The sequence below is a fragment of the Polynucleobacter necessarius genome, assembly GCF_900095215.1.
Taxonomy (GTDB): domain Bacteria; phylum Pseudomonadota; class Gammaproteobacteria; order Burkholderiales; family Burkholderiaceae; genus Polynucleobacter; species Polynucleobacter necessarius_H.
The window spans coordinates 1,373,534-1,388,964 of the sequence record NZ_LT606949.1 but is presented as its reverse complement, the minus strand read 5'-3'; the positions used below and the strand labels follow the sequence as shown (position 1 = coordinate 1,388,964).

Sequence of the window (15,431 nt, the reverse complement as noted above, 5' to 3'; positions counted from 1 at the left end):
TCTCAAGAGCCTGGTAGCAAGCGAGAAACATCATATCCCGCAACGTTTTTCATCACCTTGCCGCCAAAAGAAAGATCTTGCCCTTTGCCATCCAGAATGCGAGCACCTAATACAAAGTCGCGGAAGTTGCCAACCGTGATGCGTCCTGGGCCCGCTAAGCCAGCGGCAAGCGCACCGCCGAAAGTAGCGTTTTCGCCAAAGTGAGGTGGTTCAAAAGCAAGAACCTGATTTTTTTCTTTGAGTGCCGCTTCAATTTCTTTTAGTGGAGTGCCGGCGCAAGCAGTGATGACCAATTCTTCTGGTTGGTATTCCAAAATGCCTGAGTAGGAACGAGTATCCAGTTTGGTGTAGTGATTGGGGTTGCCATACCAAGATTTAGTGCCCCCACCTTTAATAGAGAGTGGGGTTTTATTCTTGGCTGCATTCAGAATTTGCTCACGGAATGCATTAATTTGTGGATTGGAGTGACTCATTAGAATCGCTCCAATTCTGGATGAGGGAGTTGGCCACCGCTAATACGCATGCGACCATATTCAGCGCAGCGGTTTACGGTTGGCATTGCCTGATCAGGATTGAGTAATTTTTCTGGATCAAAGGCGCTCTTCACGCCACAGAAAGATTCGCGTTTACCTTCGCCAAACTGTACGCACATGGAATTAATTTTTTCGATGCCAACACCGTGTTCACCAGTGATGGTGCCGCCGAGCTCTACGCAGGCTTCCAAAATTTCGGTACCGAACTCTTCAGTGCGATGCCACTCATCTTGATGGGCGCCGTTAAATAAAATCAAAGGATGCATATTGCCATCGCCCGCATGAAAGACGTTTAAGCAGCCAAGCCATCACATTCATAGGGAATGGTGTCTTCCGGCTCCCATAACAGGACATGCTCCGGAAGGATTGGGCGTAAGGCTGATACCAATTTCGATTGAAGGGCGCTAATAGCGGCTAATTCGGGGGGTGGCGTCACCATATTCATAAGAATCATTTTAGCCATTTACCTATAATTACGCTTATGGGAAATCGACTATCAAAAATCGCTACTAGAACGGGTGATGCTGGGATGACGGGCTTAGGCGACGGCAGTCGCGTCGAGAAAGATCACCTGCGGATCTGCGCTATGGGCGATATCGATGAATTGAACTCCGAAATCGGGGTTTTGATGACAGAAGATATCCCGGCTTCAGTTTCTACGGAATTGCGTGAGCTTTTTCTGCAGGTGCAGCATGATTTATTTGATTTTGGTGGAGAGCTCTGTATGCCCAATTACAAACTGCTCAATCCTGAACATGTCGCTCAGCTAGATGTTTGGCTTGAAAAATATAATCAGCAGCTGCCACCGTTAACCGAATTTATTTTGCCCGGCGGAACTCGCGCAGCTGCGCAGGCCCATGTTTGCCGCACAGTTTGCCGCAGAGCAGAGCGTTCGATTGTGCGCTTAGGTTGGGAAGAGCCTTTGTATGACTCCACTCGCCAATACGTCAATCGTTTATCTGATGTGCTCTTTGTGCTTACGCGCATATTGAATCGCGCGGCTGGCGGATCAGATGTGCTTTGGAAGCACGAAAAAAAGAGACTAAATAAATTAGCCTCTTTTAGCAGTGTCATTGATTAATTGACATTATTTTTTCTTGCTTCTGCGTTTCTTCACTGCGGTAGCAAGACGTTCTAATACCTGCACTGAATCATCCCAATTAATGCAAGCATCGGTAATGCTACGACCGTACTCTAACTTGCTTGGATCATCCTTACCTGGAGTGAATTTCTGCGCACCATCATTCAAATGACTCTCAATCATTGCGCCAAATATCTGATGTGATCCAGACTCAATTTGCTGTGCCACATCATCAGCAACGACGATTTGACGCTCATGCTTTTTGCTGGAGTTGGCGTGTGATAAGTCAACCATCAGGCTGGCTGGAAGCTTGGCTGCTTCAAGCTCAGAGCAGGCAGCCTGTACAAACTTCGCTTCATAGTTTGGCTCTTTACCGCCGCGCAAAATGACGTGGCAATCTTTATTGCCCTTAGTCTCCACAACAGAGACTTGACCATTCTTATGAACGGATAAGAAGTGATGTGGACGACCTGCCGCTTGAATCGCGTCAGTGGCAATTTTGATATTGCCATCGATGCCATTTTTAAATCCGATAGGCGCTGATAAGCCGGAAGCCAATTCGCGATGTACTTGGCTCTCGGTTGTACGAGCACCGATTGCGCCCCATGAGATGAGATCGGCAATATATTGCGGAGAAATCACATCCAAGAATTCACTACCGGCCGGCATACCAAGACGATTGATTTCCATTAGCACTTGACGAGCGAGACGCAGTCCTTCTTCAATGCGATAGCTTTCATCCAGGTATGGGTCATTAATCAATCCCTTCCAACCAACAGTTGTACGTGGCTTTTCAAAATACACGCGCATCACAATTTCTAGTTCGCCAGCAAAGCGTTCACGTTCAGCCAGTAGACGTTGACAGTATTCCAGCGCCGCGCGTGGATCATGAATGGAGCATGGTCCGATGATGACGAGTAAACGATCATCTTTGCCATGAATGATGTCGCGAATCTTTTTGCGAGTTTTGCTAATCAGCGCTTCTGTTGGTGTTCCGGAAATAGGGAAGAAGCGAATTAAATGCTCTGGCGGAGGCAGAACAGAAATATTGTCGATGCGTTGATCGTCGGTATCCGATGTCTTATCAACAGCGGAGTACCAATTAACGGGATTTGTGTTTTGTTGGATCATAGGACCATTTTAAGCCGTAATTAGCGAATCTCAGGCAGTTCCACCTACGGTCAGGTTATCGATTCTCAGGGTAGGCTGCCCAACGCCAACCGGAACGCTTTGCCCTTCTTTGCCGCAAACCCCCACGCCGCCATCGAGTTTGAGGTCATTTCCGATCATGGAAACCTGTTTTAGAGACTCTGGACCGCTACCAATAATGGTAGCGCCTTTAACGGGGTATTGGATTTTGCCGTTTTCGACCCAATAAGCTTCTGAGGCGGAAAAAACAAATTTGCCGCTAGTGATGTCCACTTGACCGCCGCCAAAGTTGACTGCGTATAAGCCGCGTTTAATGCTGGCTACGATTTCTTGGGGATCATCTTTGCCGGCGAGCATATAAGTATTGGTCATGCGTGGCATTGGGAGTGAGGCAAAACTTTCGCGACGACCATTGCCGGTGAGGGGCATTTTCATTAAGCGCGCATTCAGACGATCCTGAATGTAACCGTTTAAGATGCCATCCTCAATTAAGGTGGTGCATTGCGCAGGAGTGCCTTCATCATCGATATTCAAAGAACCTCTGCGTCCAGATAAAGTGCCATCATCCACTACAGTGACGCCTTTAGCGGCAACGCGCTCTCCAATGCGACCGGCAAAAGCAGATGATCCTTTTCTATTGAAGTCCCCTTCAAGACCATGACCCACAGCCTCGTGCAATAAGACGCCAGGCCAACCAGGACCCATCACCACGGTCATTGGGCCTGCGGGAGCCGGGCGAGAATCGAGATTAACTAATGCACCATCAACAGCCTCATCAACATAGCGATTAATCAATTCTTGATCGAAGTAGAGATAGTCGTGACGAGCACCGCCGCCCCAAGACCCTGATTCACGTCGACCATTTTGTTCTGCGATGACGTGCACTGAGACCCGAACCAGTGGGCGCACATCGGCAGCCAATAAACCATCCGCTCTGACAACTAAGACCGCATCGAACTCACCCGCAAGACTTGCCATTACTTGAATGATGCGTGGGTCACGCGCTTTAGCGCGACGTTCCATACTTTCTAGTAGCGCGATTTTTTCTTTGGGTTGGAGTGAATCCAAGGGGTTGATATCTGAATACAGCTTGTTGGATACAGGATTAAAAAGCTTTCTGGAAACCGCTTGCTTGCCATCCGCTGGGCCTATGACTCGAGTTGCCTTCGCTGCTTTATTTAAAGCCTCTAAGTTAATTTCATCTGAATACGCAAATGCGGTCTTATCGCCATAGATAGCTCGCACACCAACACCTTGGTCAATATTGAAGCTGCCCGATTTAACAATACCCTCTTCAAGACTCCAACTTTCGCTACGGGTGTGTTGAAAGTACAGATCCGCATCATCGAGTCGATGGGTAAACAAGCTTCTAAAAGTGTGGTGTAAATCTTGCTCGGACAATCCTGTTGGTTCGAGCAAAATAGATTTGGCTAATTGAATCAGGTCTGCTTGCTTTTTGGCTTTAGTCCAATTGGCGGGAAATAGTGCTTCTGGTGAATTCATGTGATTAGGCGTTTTTCTTTAAAGCTTGCGATGCGCAAGTGCGGGTAACTTAGAGCGTACCTCGTTTAATTTATCCTTGCACAAAACTCCAGAAACAAAGCCCTCTCCTTCTGGAAGATTGGCCAAGACCTCGCCCCAAGGGTCAATGAGCATGCTGTTTCCCCAAGTGCGACGTTGATTTTGGTGCTTGCCTCCTTGCGCGGATGCTAAGACATAACCTTGGTTCTCAATCGCCCTGGCGCGCAATAGAATCTCCCAATGATCTTTACCTGTAGTGTAGGTAAATGCGGCAGGGATGATGTGGCAATCTACTTGCCCAAGTACGCGATAGAGTTCTGGAAAACGCAGGTCATAACAAATACTCAATCCAAAAACCCATTCATTTCCATTGACTGAAATTTTGAGTAGCCCAGGCTCATTGCCTGCTTCAATGGTTTCCGATTCTTGATAGCGCTCAGTGGCTGTTTGAAAACCAAATAAATGAATTTTGTCGTAGCGGGCAATTTGCTGACCAGCAGGATCAAATACTAGAGTGGTATTAAGCACTTTATTTGGATCTTTGGCTGCCAATGGAATCGTGCCGGCTACTAGATAAATATTATTTGTCTTTGTAATATGGGAGAGTTGCTCCTGAATGGGGCCGCTCCCGATGCTTTCTCGAGCGGATACTTTGTCCGTGTCCTTGAGGCCCATGATGCAAAAATATTCCGGTAGGACGGCCATTCGCGCTCCGTCTGCGGCAGCAGCAGTAATGAGTCTGCTTGCCGTAGCTAAATTTTCCTGTACATCGGGTGTGGACACCATTTGAATAGAGGCAATCTTCAGATCCGCGGAATTTTCAGATTTGCTCATATTGATTTAGTTGGGAATGGAGCTAGAGGTGGAATCAGAATTGTTGATATTGCTTGGAGTGCTTTGCGGGCCCTTGCTGCTGCCTGGTTTGGTTTGCTCTTTCAGCAAATCTTTACTGTGAATCGTCTCTAAGGTTTTAGAGTCAACTGGTTGACCCTTTTGATCTAAGGGAATCACCTCTGGATTATCCCAAGATCCTTGCACTAAATAGTCAGACTGAAGATTGCGGTTAATTTGGCTGGTAATTAAATACTGACCAACTAAAGCGCCAAGCCCTACGATTGGGTTGATGGCAAATGCCGCTAAAGAGCCGGCTGTCGCATCAATTGTTGGGAAGATGGTGACGCGCAAATCTTGTGTTTGTTTTGGAATGTTGATTTGTCCATTCAAGGCAACGCGAGCTTGATCCAGGCTCATATTGAATTGCTTGGTTTGAGCAACTCCAGCATTGATATCAAAAGAAGCGTCAATGGAGTTAAATGGGGTTCCTTTGGTGACAATATTGCCAACACTACCCTGAAGGTCTAGGGTGGCAAACCTAAATAAACTTTGCAGACTGAGAACATCGAGAAGTTTTGCGCCGCTCGTATTTACCTCTAAGAAACGACCTTTTTGCAAGCTTAGGCTTGCCTTGCCTGCAAGGGTGTCGTATTGGGGATTAAATGGCGACCCATCCCAATTTGCATTGACTTTTAAATTGCCTTGCCCACCTTCTACTGATTTTTGGTTAGTCCAGTGACCAATGATTTGGCCGGCGTCCTTAATATCCAGATCCACATTTAAGTTTGTGTGAGCAGATGTATTTTGTGTGCCCCCCACCCAGCTACCAGTTGTGGTTGAACTGCCTTGTGGGTTATTAAATTGCACAGAATCGATATTGAGAACATTGCCTGTAGTTCTGGTTTTAATTTTTACTTGACCGAGGTGGGCTTTATTCCAATCAAATGCGTCAATAGTGAGGTCTATGCTAGGCACTGAACCTGGCTCAATTTTATTTTTGCTGACAGAGATTTTTTTATTCTGATTTGAGGGTTGAGCTATGGCAATTACCTTTTCGGGAACTTTTAAGCGCGCTAACCTTCCGCTGATAAGGCTGCCTTGTGACTGAGTGGTGGGTTGGTATTGAATATTGCCAGCCACTTGGGGCGAGCCTCTTAAGCGCAATTGCCAAGCGGAATTTTTATTGTTTGCCGTTATGTTCAAGTCTTGCCATATGCGATCCAATAATGTTAATTGTTTGACCTGTGCGGAAACTTGAATGCTGTTTGTACTGCTAGCGTTAGTGCTAGATGTGGCCTTTTTTCTATTTTGCTGACTTAAAAAATCTTGCCAGACATCTAAGTTCAGTTCATTGCTGACTACATTTAGCTGAAAGCCTTGTTGTGGAGGAATGGCGGGTGTTCCAATTCCTACCGCATGACGAATAGTGTCATCACTAGCTATTGCGCCTTGAATGAAATAGGAATGCCCAATCTTCCCATTCCAAGATAGACGATTTGAATTGGTTTTCGTTTTTGCAAAGGTTTTTAAGATAAGTTGCCCCGACAGCGCTGCACCAGCTTGTTTTTTGACAGGCAAAGGTGCGGCGCTACTCCAGTCACGCATATCTATTTTTAGGTTGGTTTCGCTATTGCCTTTGTTGAAATGAATGGTGCCGTCGTATCTCGCGACTCCGCTCATGGCCTGCAGTATTGGGAATGCCTCTACTGCGGTATCGGTCGCGAAGTAATCTTTAATAAAGCTAGCTGAAACATCACCGGAGATTTTGTAGTTTTGATTATCTTGGTTGGTGGCTGCGCTTGCAATTTGAATGGCACCTCCCAGAAAATTCGCAGTGATATCTTCAAGCTCAGGATTGACTTCGGTAATACGAATTTTCCCCTTCAGATTCTCAAAGGGCGGCAAGTCAGCCCATTGAACCCGATTGCCTGGGAAGCTCAGCTGAATATTGGTAGCGGTATCTCCGCTACCACTCAGTGGAATCTTTAAACCTAGATTTAAATTGGTACGTCCCGTTACTTTGAGATTTTTCTCGAGTTCAATTTGTCTTTTACCGACGGGCGACGAGAATAGGTAATCTAATAATTGCGGAGCATCACCTTCCGCTTCACCGTTTACCGTCAGCATTAATTGTTTTGCACTCACGCTCGGTATCTCGGCATGAAATTGACTCAGGGCTACTTGCTTGTAGCTCGCTTGATCAATATCCACACTAAAGTTGGCGTTCTGCATATTGATAACGCCATTCACCTTGTTAAATGCACGCCAAATACCTTGCCCAGGCGATGAGGTGGGTACTGGACTGAAAGTGGCGTCAATAACAGGGAGATTAAGTGTGAACTCGCCCGTACCCATTTGAGAAAACGGAACTGCATTAGGATCGCCTTTGATGTGTAGGCTACCTTTTGTAATGATGCCAGCATCAAATGCTTTGCTTAGGTAGGCTTTGGCTTCAGCTCCCATGCCCACTGGCAAATAACGGTAAGCAGTCTTCAGATTGGCTTGCGCAAAGCCCATATCTAAAGTCATGTAGTCTGGCTTTTTAGACTCGCCAATGAGGTAATTTAGATCGAGCGTTGTCGTGATCTCAGGATTGCTGAGCGTCAATTGTGTTGCGTTAATAGCCAAATTGCCTTTTTGCTTTGACCATGAAACTTGGCCGCTAGCTTTATCCAGTTTTATTTTGGGGTCAACCAGTAAATCATTGATCTCTAACTCAAGACCGCTAGACTCAACTGAGAAACTCCCCTTATTTTGATCCGCACTCAGGAAGCCTGAAAGTTTGTATGCGGAGGGCATTGTTTTGTTGATGCCAATAAAACTAACGTCAACTAATTTGCCGCTAACAGTGAAGTCCACCTTATTGGACTTAAACCATCCACTGGGAATATTGAGGGCTGACATGGGGGATTTACTTTCTGACCAGCTGATGTCTAAATTTTGTAACTCACCATCCGCGCGCGATACCTTGATCCATTGATGCACTTTTTTGGAGAGCGGGAGATTGAGCGCAAATAAAGCGATATCTTCCACCAAAATTTTGGGCGAGGAAAAGCCAAACTCTTTAATTTCACCATCCGCGGCTGGAGGTCTCCAGCGGAAAGTCATGGGGCTGAGATTCTCTAATGGAGATGTTGCGGGACTCTCGGTGTCGCGCCAAGCAAATGACTTTGTAGTCACTGCAATCATGCCCCCCTCGGTTTCTTGGGCTAGCTTTGTTTCCAATCTGCCAAGCGCGATTGCGTCTTCATTCTTGGAGAGTTGAATCGTTAAATTATCAGCAGCCAGATAAATTTCACCGCCATCAGGTTTGCTGTTGTCGATTTTTAATTTTCCGCTGGAACTCATTACCCCTTCTAGAGTGTTCAGTGGAAGAGTAAATGCTTTGGCAATTTGCCCAAGCTGGAGCGCGTTCAAATTCCAAGAGATGGTTCCAATCCAGTCGCGCCAATTGCCAGCCTGCCCGCCAATGTGATGGACTAAATCAATCTCGAGCAAGACAGGGCCTTTAGTCCAGGGGGTTAGGGCACTCAGTGATCCTGTATGGCTTCGCATGCCGTTGCTAAGGGACAGGCTTTGAATATCAATTGAAGTGCTAGCCCGTTTTTTGAGTTGATCGTCCCAAAGCAGCTTGACATCGCTAATGTGAATTTCGTTTTGAGAAAAGAGCCAATTTTCCGCTGAATAGTCGTTAGGCTTTCCGTCAATAGAAATTCCGGCAATGGTAATGATGCCCTTCTGATCGCGTTGAGCATAAATTTCAGCGCCTTCTAAATTGAGCTCATGGAAGAATGGTGCGAGATGATAAAAACTTGACCAACTTAACTGCCCATTGATTTTCTGAATAAACAAAAGTGGCTTTGTCGTATCGGGGCCATTGAAGCGCAAACCTTCAATTTCAAAATTGGGTCTAATGCCAGTCCATGAAACTTGCAACGAATCCATCGAAACGTCAGCACCAATTCGGGCGCTAATAAGTCGTTCAACTGATGCTGTAGATTGTTCGAGTGGTGGCCAAACAATAAAGCGCACCCCTGCGTTCGCCAGCACGAAAAGAGTCAATAGAGCACCAGCCAAAATAAGCGCGCGCTTACGCCAGGCTCGACTTGCGCCTTGAGGGCGTTTAGCAAGCGCAGCCTTGAGGCGAGGCGGAACAATGTTTTGCAGCATGGGCTCTATTATCCGTCAGCCTTGAAGTCATCGCCAGGCTTCTGGCCAGATGTTTCCGTGTCGGATTAAGATGGGGTATGAATGAATTTTCCCAACAAATTGCATTTTTAGAGCAGCATTCGACTTATGTGCGACGTTGGCTAAGCGCGCACCCCGAATGGATAGAGTGGCTTCGCACTCAGGGTCAAAAAAAGGTTGATGTACCGGAAATGAAGCGATTACTCGAGGAATGTCAGATTGGTCTTCTATCCAATATGCTGGATGAGGCTGACTGGATGTCCAATTTACGTTTGGTAAGACAGCGTTTGATGTTGTGGGTGGCATTTCGAGATTTAAATGGAATGGCCGACCTGCAAGAGGTGACTCACGCGCTAAGCCATTTTGCTGAATTGGCTGTTTCCGCTTCCATTGCTTTTGTTCGGGAAGACCTCAAAAATCGTTTCGGCCTACCTTGGAGCAACACCACTCAATATGAGATGCCGCTGATGGTTGTGGGTATGGGTAAGTTGGGTGGCCTGGAATTAAATCTCTCGTCCGATATCGATTTAATATTTTTATATGAGCATGAGGGCGAGACTACGGGCGGACCTAAGAGTTTGTCTAATCACGAATGGTTTACTCGGATGGGTAAGCGACTGATTAAGCTGCTTGCTGAGCATGATGCAAATGGATTTGTGTTCCGGGTAGATATGCGTCTTCGCCCCAATGGGGATTCAGGGCCGTTGGTATGTAGCTTGGATATGCTGGAGGAATATCTCTTGGTTCAGGGAAGGGAGTGGGAGCGTTATGCCTGGATTAAAGGCAGATTAATTGCCCCACTTTCCGATTCTCCCGATTTTGCCCACTCTCAAAAGGAGCTTGAGCAGCTGATTCGTCCTTTTGTGTATCGCAGGCATTTGGACTATGGTGTCATTGCCTCTATTCGCGACTTGCATGCGCAGATTCAAGCGGAAGCGGAAAAGCGATCCTCTCGGCATCAGGGTCGCTCGCGCGACATCAAGCTGGGGCGTGGCGGCATTCGAGAGATTGAATTTTTGGCGCAAATGTTCCAACTGATGAGGGGTGGTACAGATCCTCGGTTTAGAGTGCGCCCAAGTCTAGAAGTGCTTGAGCTTGTTCGGCAATGCGGCATTTTGCCCGCCGACGAAGTGAAGTTATTGCATGAGGCTTATATTTTTTTGCGGCGCTTAGAGCATCGCATACAAGTTTGGGATGACCAGCAAACCCACTACCTTCCAGAGGATGAAGAGGCGCGTTCGCGTTTGGCGGTTTCAATGCTAGGTCAAGGAGCGCAGGCTAATGGATTGATGGCCGAATTAGAGCGTCATCAAAATAGCGTGGCTCAGTTATTTGAGAAAGCGTTTTTGCTCGACGATGGTGCGCGTCTTGAAATTAGGCCATTGGCTTTGGGCTGGGCTCATAATCAAACATTCTTTCCCCGCTCATGTGCTCGCTGGGAGTCGTGGGTAGATAGTTCAAAGCAAAAACAATTACCTGAAAAAAGTCGTTTAATTTTCGATAACTTGATGTGCAAAGCGGTAGAGCGACTACAAACTGATGGCTATACCTCTGCCCATGCCGATCAAATCCTATTGCGCTTCTTTGATTTGCTTGAGGCGATAGCCAGACGTAGCGCCTACTTATCTATTTTGGCTGAGTATCCGAGAGCGCTTTCCAATGTGTTGGATTTATTGAAGTCGTCTCAATGGGGTGCGCAATATCTCACGCGCCATCCCCACTTGCTTGATCACTTGTTGCACTCTCAATCCGAAAGGGCGCTGATTGAGGAGCCCGAGAAGTATTGGAGTGACGTGCGATCCACTCTCAACATCCAACTTGATGATGTGATGGCTGAGGGTGATGGCTCTGAGCAAGCAATGGATATTTTGCGAGTGACTCATCACAATGAAACCTTTATTACGTTGCTAACCGATCTTGGTATTGGCGTTCCGCACGCCTTGCCGGTAGAGCAGGTGAGCGACCATTTATCCGCTTTAGCAGATTTAATCCTGCAAACTACCTTTGAGCGTATCTGGCCTAGCGTGGCGAAGAAATTTGATCTGCCTGCTGATGCGCATTCACCGTTTGCTGTTATTGCTTATGGCAAGTTGGGGGGTAAAGAGCTCGGTTATGCATCTGATTTAGACATTATCTTTTTATATCAAGCGGATGAATCGGATGACGCAGCTCAAGAAATTTACGCTTTGCTAGCTACGCGGATGATTAATTGGCTCACCGCGTTTACGTCCACCGGCAGCTTATTTGAAATTGATACTCGTCTTCGCCCCAATGGCGCAGCTGGATTTTTAGTAACCAATGCTGACGCTTTTAAAAAGTATCAACTTCGCGAAGGGGATAACGCGGCGTGGGTTTGGGAACATCAAGCTCTCACTAGAGCTCGTTTCTCGGCTGGCGATCCAAGCGTGGGAGCATTCTTTGATTCAGTTCGCTCTGAAGTCTTAAGTCAGCAGAGAAATATTGAGCAGCTTCGAGCGGAAATTTTGGAGATGCGTCGTAAAGTCCATGCAGGACATCCCAATGCTAATTCCGCATTTGATTTGAAGCATGACGCTGGCGGTATGGTGGATATTGAATTTATCGTGCAGTTCCTGGTGCTGGTCTATGCTCACCAGCACCCAAAACTGATTGGTAATCTTGGCAATATTGCTTTGTTGCATATCGCTAGTGAGGTGGGTTTGATTACTCAAGAGGCCGCACGATGTGTTGGCGATGCTTATCGCCTCCTTAGAGCGAGACAACATCGCCTGCGCTTGGATGGTGTGGAAAAATCCCGCGTCGATTTAGAGAATGAACCCGAACTCCTTGCCGCGAGAGATGCTGTGCAAGCCCTTTGGTTGGAGATATTTAACGCCCCATCTCATATTACCTAGAGGGCTGAAGAGATTGGTTTAGTTTTTCTCTAGGAGCTCGCGAGCATGGCGACGAGTGGTGTCTGTAATTTTGTGGCGCCGCCTAGCATCCTGGCTACTTCCTCGACGCGCTCCGATCTGCCTAAGGATTGAACCTGCGACACTGTCTTTTCGCCACTTTGGGATTTGCTGATTTTGAAGTGGTGATTGCCTTGCGCAGCGACTTGCGGCAAGTGGGTCACACATAAAATCTGGTGTGATTGACCCAATTGATGGAATAGTTTGCCAACGGTTTCGGCAACTGCTCCGCCGATACCTGCATCTACCTCATCGAATATGAGGGTCGGTGTAAATGAGGCTTTACTAGTGATGACGCTAATAGCGAGACTAATACGCGCCAGCTCACCTCCAGACGCTACTTTCGCTAGTGAACGGGGCGTACTGCCAGCATGCCCCGCTACTAAAAATTCCACCTGCTCGAGACCATGAGATCCGCCCTCATTGAGTGGTAACAATTCAATCTCTAGGCGATCGCCTGCCATAGATAGATCTTGCATTGCCTTGGTGACTAAGTCACCTAACTCTTTTGCTGCCTTAACGCGCTTTTGTGACAGTTGTTTCGCAAACTTCAAGTAAGCTGCTTCCTCTTGTTTAACTTGCTCTCGAAGCGCATCAATATTTTGCGAGGCCGCTAAGGCATCTAGTTTTTCAGATGTCTCTAAAAGAAGTTTTGGTAGGTCATCGGTTTCAGTGCGGTACTTGCGCGCCGCGCTATGCAATGCCTGCATGCGTTCTTCGACCTGCGCTAGGCGAGCAGGATCAATATCAATTTTTTGTAAGTAGCGATTGAGCCCATGAATGGCTTCATCTAGCTGAATGCTCGCTGATTCCAGGGATTGGCTAATATCGCCCAGACTAGAATCATGCCCGGCTACGACCGCTGGCCTCCACTGTTCTTTTGAGTACCAGGCTTTGGCCATCAGCCTCCAGCGGAAAACCTTGCGCATCAAGCCATTGATTCAAGGCCTTGGCTTGGTCTGGTTCAATGCGGAAAAGGGCGGGGATTTCCGCTCGGTTTGAACCTTCGCGAATTTGGCTGTTATCAGCGCGCTCTCCCAACGCCAAGCTCAGCGCGTCTAGCAGTATGGATTTACCAGCCCCGGTCTCGCCGGTGAGCACTGTAAATCCAGTGGAAAAATCGAGCTCTAGTTGATCGACAATGACAAAGTCACGAAGTGAGATAGTTTGAAGCATGTATTAGCGTAGCAAAACACTCGACATCAGAATGTCGACGGATACTCATTCCAGTGCAGCTTCTCGCGCAAGGTTTTGTAGTCGCTGTGATTGCTTGGATGAAGCAGATCAATTGTTTTATTGGATTGGCGCACTTCAATCTTATCGCAGCTTTGTAAATTGGTTTGGGATTGCATATCAAAATTGACAATCACTTCGCGACCGTCAACCACTTCAATGACAGTGACGCTATCTTGCGGCAAAACGATTGGGCGGTTGGAGAGTGAGTGCGGAGCAATTGGCGCCAATAAAATGCCAGCCACATGCGGATGCAAAATTGGGCCACCGGCTGAGAGGGCATACGCTGTCGAGCCAGTAGGAGTAGATACGATCAAGCCATCAGAACGTTGGTTGTACATAAACGAACCATTAACGTACACTGCTAGTTCTACCATTCCAGAAATACCAGAGCGATTAACAACCACATCATTTAGGGCGAGGGCGCGATTAATTGCTTTGCCATTACGAAGCACAACCGCATCCAACAAAGTGCGAGTATCCGCTTCGTAATCGCCTGCAATTATTTTTGGTAAGGTAGTGCGAACGGATTGGATTGGGATATCAGTCATATAGCCCAGTCGGCCCATATTAATTCCCACCAAGGGAACATTGCTACCTGCCAACTGTCGGGCAAGACCAAGCATGGTGCCATCACCACCTAGAACAACTACTAAATCAATTTCGCCCACAAAGTCACGTACTGTTTTGGTTGGATAGCCAGAAAGAGCGAGATGGGTAGCCGTATCGAATTCAATAAAAGCCTCGCAACCTAAGTCAGAGAGCAACTTAGCTAAGTCTTTAAGGTGTGCTTCGATGCCATCAGCCTGGAATTTGCCGACAAGCGCAACCCGGCTAAATGCCTTATTGGTGGAATTTGGGGATGGGCTTAACATATAACGATTAAACCATAGGCATAAAATCCCTTCCACCATGGATGAACGTTCCAGCGCCCTATTCAAAACCCTCATCGAGCGCTATATCGAGGATGGTCAGCCAATTGGCTCCCGTACTCTATCTAGATATTCTGGTTTAGACCTGTCGGCAGCCACTCTCCCTAATGTCATGGCCGATTTGGAGGATATGGGTCTAGTGACGAGCCCCCACACTTCCGCTGGCCGTATACCTACTCCAAGAGACTATCGATTGTTTGTGGATACCATGGTGACAGTTCGACCCCTGGAAGAAATGGCCGCCCGCGAGGTTGAAAAAGGCTTATTGCCGGATTCTCCGCAACGGGTCTTGACCTCCGCAGCGCAGATTTTGTCAAGCTTGACCCATTTTGCTGGTGTCGTGATGACCACAAAGCGTTCCCAGGTTTTTAAGCATATTGAGTTCTTGCGTTTGGGTGAGGGCAAAATTTTGTTGATTATGGTGATGCCAGAGGGTGATGTGCAAAATCGCATATTGCCCACCATTCAGGATTACACCCCAAGTCAACTCGTTGAAGCGGGTAATTTTATTAATATCCATTGTGCTGGAAACAGTTTTGATCAGGTGCGCCTGCATCTGAAATCCGACCTAGATAATTTGCGCGCCGATATCTCAGGTTTGATGGCCTCGGCGTTGCAAAGCGGTGTTGCTGATTACGATATGGGTCGCGGCGTGCTGTCTGGCGAACGTCGTTTATTGAATGTTGGTGATCTAAGTTCTCACTTCGATAAGTTGCGCAAGATGTTTTACATATTGGAGCAAAAATCAGTGTTGACGCAAGTGCTCGATGTATCAAGTCATGCGGATGGCATTCAGATCTTTATTGGAGGCGAGAGTGATTTTTTGCCCTATGAGGATCTGGCTGTGATCAGCGCCCCATATAGCGTTGATGACCAGATAGTCGGCACTCTTGGGGTCATGGGGCCAACCCGTATGGCGTACGACAGGGTGATCCCGATTGCCGATATCACCTCTAAATTATTGTCTGGCGCTTTAAGCTCCTAAACATAGACCTAACTTTTCACATTTAAAAATCATTAATAGAGACCA

11 protein-coding genes and 2 pseudogenes are annotated in these 15,431 nt (G+C 47.2%); 3 read left to right on the top strand and 10 right to left on the bottom strand.

Annotated elements, in window-relative coordinates:
- Positions 1 to 2: 2 nt before the first annotated feature.
- The 3 genes and pseudogenes from DXE35_RS11515 to DXE35_RS09325 form a co-directional block, all read right to left on the bottom strand.
- Positions 3 to 473 carry an FAD-binding protein gene (locus DXE35_RS11515; RefSeq protein ID WP_331851944.1) on the bottom strand — a complete coding sequence of 157 codons (471 nt, stop codon included), beginning with the start codon at positions 471 to 473 and terminating at the stop codon, positions 3 to 5.
- Positions 473 to 838, bottom strand: a pseudogene (locus tag DXE35_RS07530) (FAD-linked oxidase C-terminal domain-containing protein); the annotation flags it as partial. The gene DXE35_RS11515 and the pseudogene DXE35_RS07530, both read right to left, overlap by 1 nt.
- A complete protein-coding gene (locus DXE35_RS09325) occupies positions 826 to 996 on the bottom strand; it encodes a hypothetical protein (protein WP_162785002.1) in 171 nt (56 codons plus the stop codon). The gene DXE35_RS09325 and the pseudogene DXE35_RS07530, both read right to left, overlap by 13 nt.
- A gap of 18 nt (positions 997 to 1,014) precedes the next feature.
- Between DXE35_RS09325 and DXE35_RS07525 the strand changes: the two genes are divergently transcribed.
- Positions 1,015 to 1,614, top strand: coding sequence for a cob(I)yrinic acid a,c-diamide adenosyltransferase (locus DXE35_RS07525; RefSeq protein ID WP_114690090.1), 600 nt, complete (start codon positions 1,015 to 1,017; stop codon positions 1,612 to 1,614).
- A gap of 6 nt (positions 1,615 to 1,620) precedes the next feature.
- Here DXE35_RS07525 and DXE35_RS07520 read toward each other — a convergent pair whose 3' ends face one another.
- From DXE35_RS07520 to DXE35_RS07505, 4 genes are read right to left on the bottom strand one after another with little or no spacing between them, the layout of a single operon-like run.
- Positions 1,621 to 2,745: a 3-deoxy-7-phosphoheptulonate synthase gene (locus DXE35_RS07520; RefSeq protein WP_174220946.1), complete on the bottom strand. Its 1,125-nt coding sequence runs from the start codon at positions 2,743 to 2,745 to the stop codon at positions 1,621 to 1,623.
- A 30-nt stretch (positions 2,746 to 2,775) separates the two neighbouring features.
- Complete coding sequence (gene tldD, locus DXE35_RS07515; RefSeq protein WP_114690089.1) at positions 2,776 to 4,266, bottom strand: metalloprotease TldD; 1,491 nt, start codon at positions 4,264 to 4,266, stop codon at positions 2,776 to 2,778.
- Between the two features lie 18 nt (positions 4,267 to 4,284).
- Positions 4,285 to 5,118 (bottom strand): carbon-nitrogen hydrolase family protein, encoded by an 834-nt coding sequence (locus tag DXE35_RS07510; RefSeq protein ID WP_114690088.1) that lies wholly within the window; start codon positions 5,116 to 5,118, stop codon positions 4,285 to 4,287.
- A 6-nt stretch (positions 5,119 to 5,124) separates the two neighbouring features.
- The gene (locus DXE35_RS07505) at positions 5,125 to 9,288 is read right to left on the bottom strand and encodes a YhdP family protein (RefSeq protein WP_231970092.1); all 4,164 of its coding nucleotides are present in this window, start codon (positions 9,286 to 9,288) and stop codon (positions 5,125 to 5,127) included.
- 77 nt (positions 9,289 to 9,365) lie between these two features.
- Between DXE35_RS07505 and glnE the strand changes: the two genes are divergently transcribed.
- Positions 9,366 to 12,179: a bifunctional [glutamate--ammonia ligase]-adenylyl-L-tyrosine phosphorylase/[glutamate--ammonia-ligase] adenylyltransferase gene (glnE, locus tag DXE35_RS07500; RefSeq protein ID WP_114690087.1), complete on the top strand. Its 2,814-nt coding sequence runs from the start codon at positions 9,366 to 9,368 to the stop codon at positions 12,177 to 12,179.
- An 18-nt stretch (positions 12,180 to 12,197) separates the two neighbouring features.
- Here the strand turns inward: glnE and DXE35_RS11510 are convergent.
- The 3 genes and pseudogenes from DXE35_RS11510 to DXE35_RS07490 form a co-directional block, all read right to left on the bottom strand.
- Positions 12,198 to 12,649, bottom strand: a pseudogene (locus DXE35_RS11510) (DNA repair protein RecN); the annotation flags it as partial.
- A gap of 430 nt (positions 12,650 to 13,079) precedes the next feature.
- Entirely contained in the window at positions 13,080 to 13,412 is a 333-nt protein-coding gene (locus DXE35_RS11245) for an AAA family ATPase (protein WP_331851942.1), read from the bottom strand.
- A 26-nt stretch (positions 13,413 to 13,438) separates the two neighbouring features.
- Positions 13,439 to 14,344, bottom strand: coding sequence for an NAD kinase (locus DXE35_RS07490; protein WP_114690412.1), 906 nt, complete (start codon positions 14,342 to 14,344; stop codon positions 13,439 to 13,441).
- A 37-nt stretch (positions 14,345 to 14,381) separates the two neighbouring features.
- Between DXE35_RS07490 and hrcA the strand changes: the two genes are divergently transcribed.
- A complete protein-coding gene (gene hrcA / locus DXE35_RS07485) occupies positions 14,382 to 15,386 on the top strand; it encodes a heat-inducible transcriptional repressor HrcA (protein ID WP_114690086.1) in 1,005 nt (334 codons plus the stop codon).
- Positions 15,387 to 15,431: the final 45 nt, after the last annotated feature.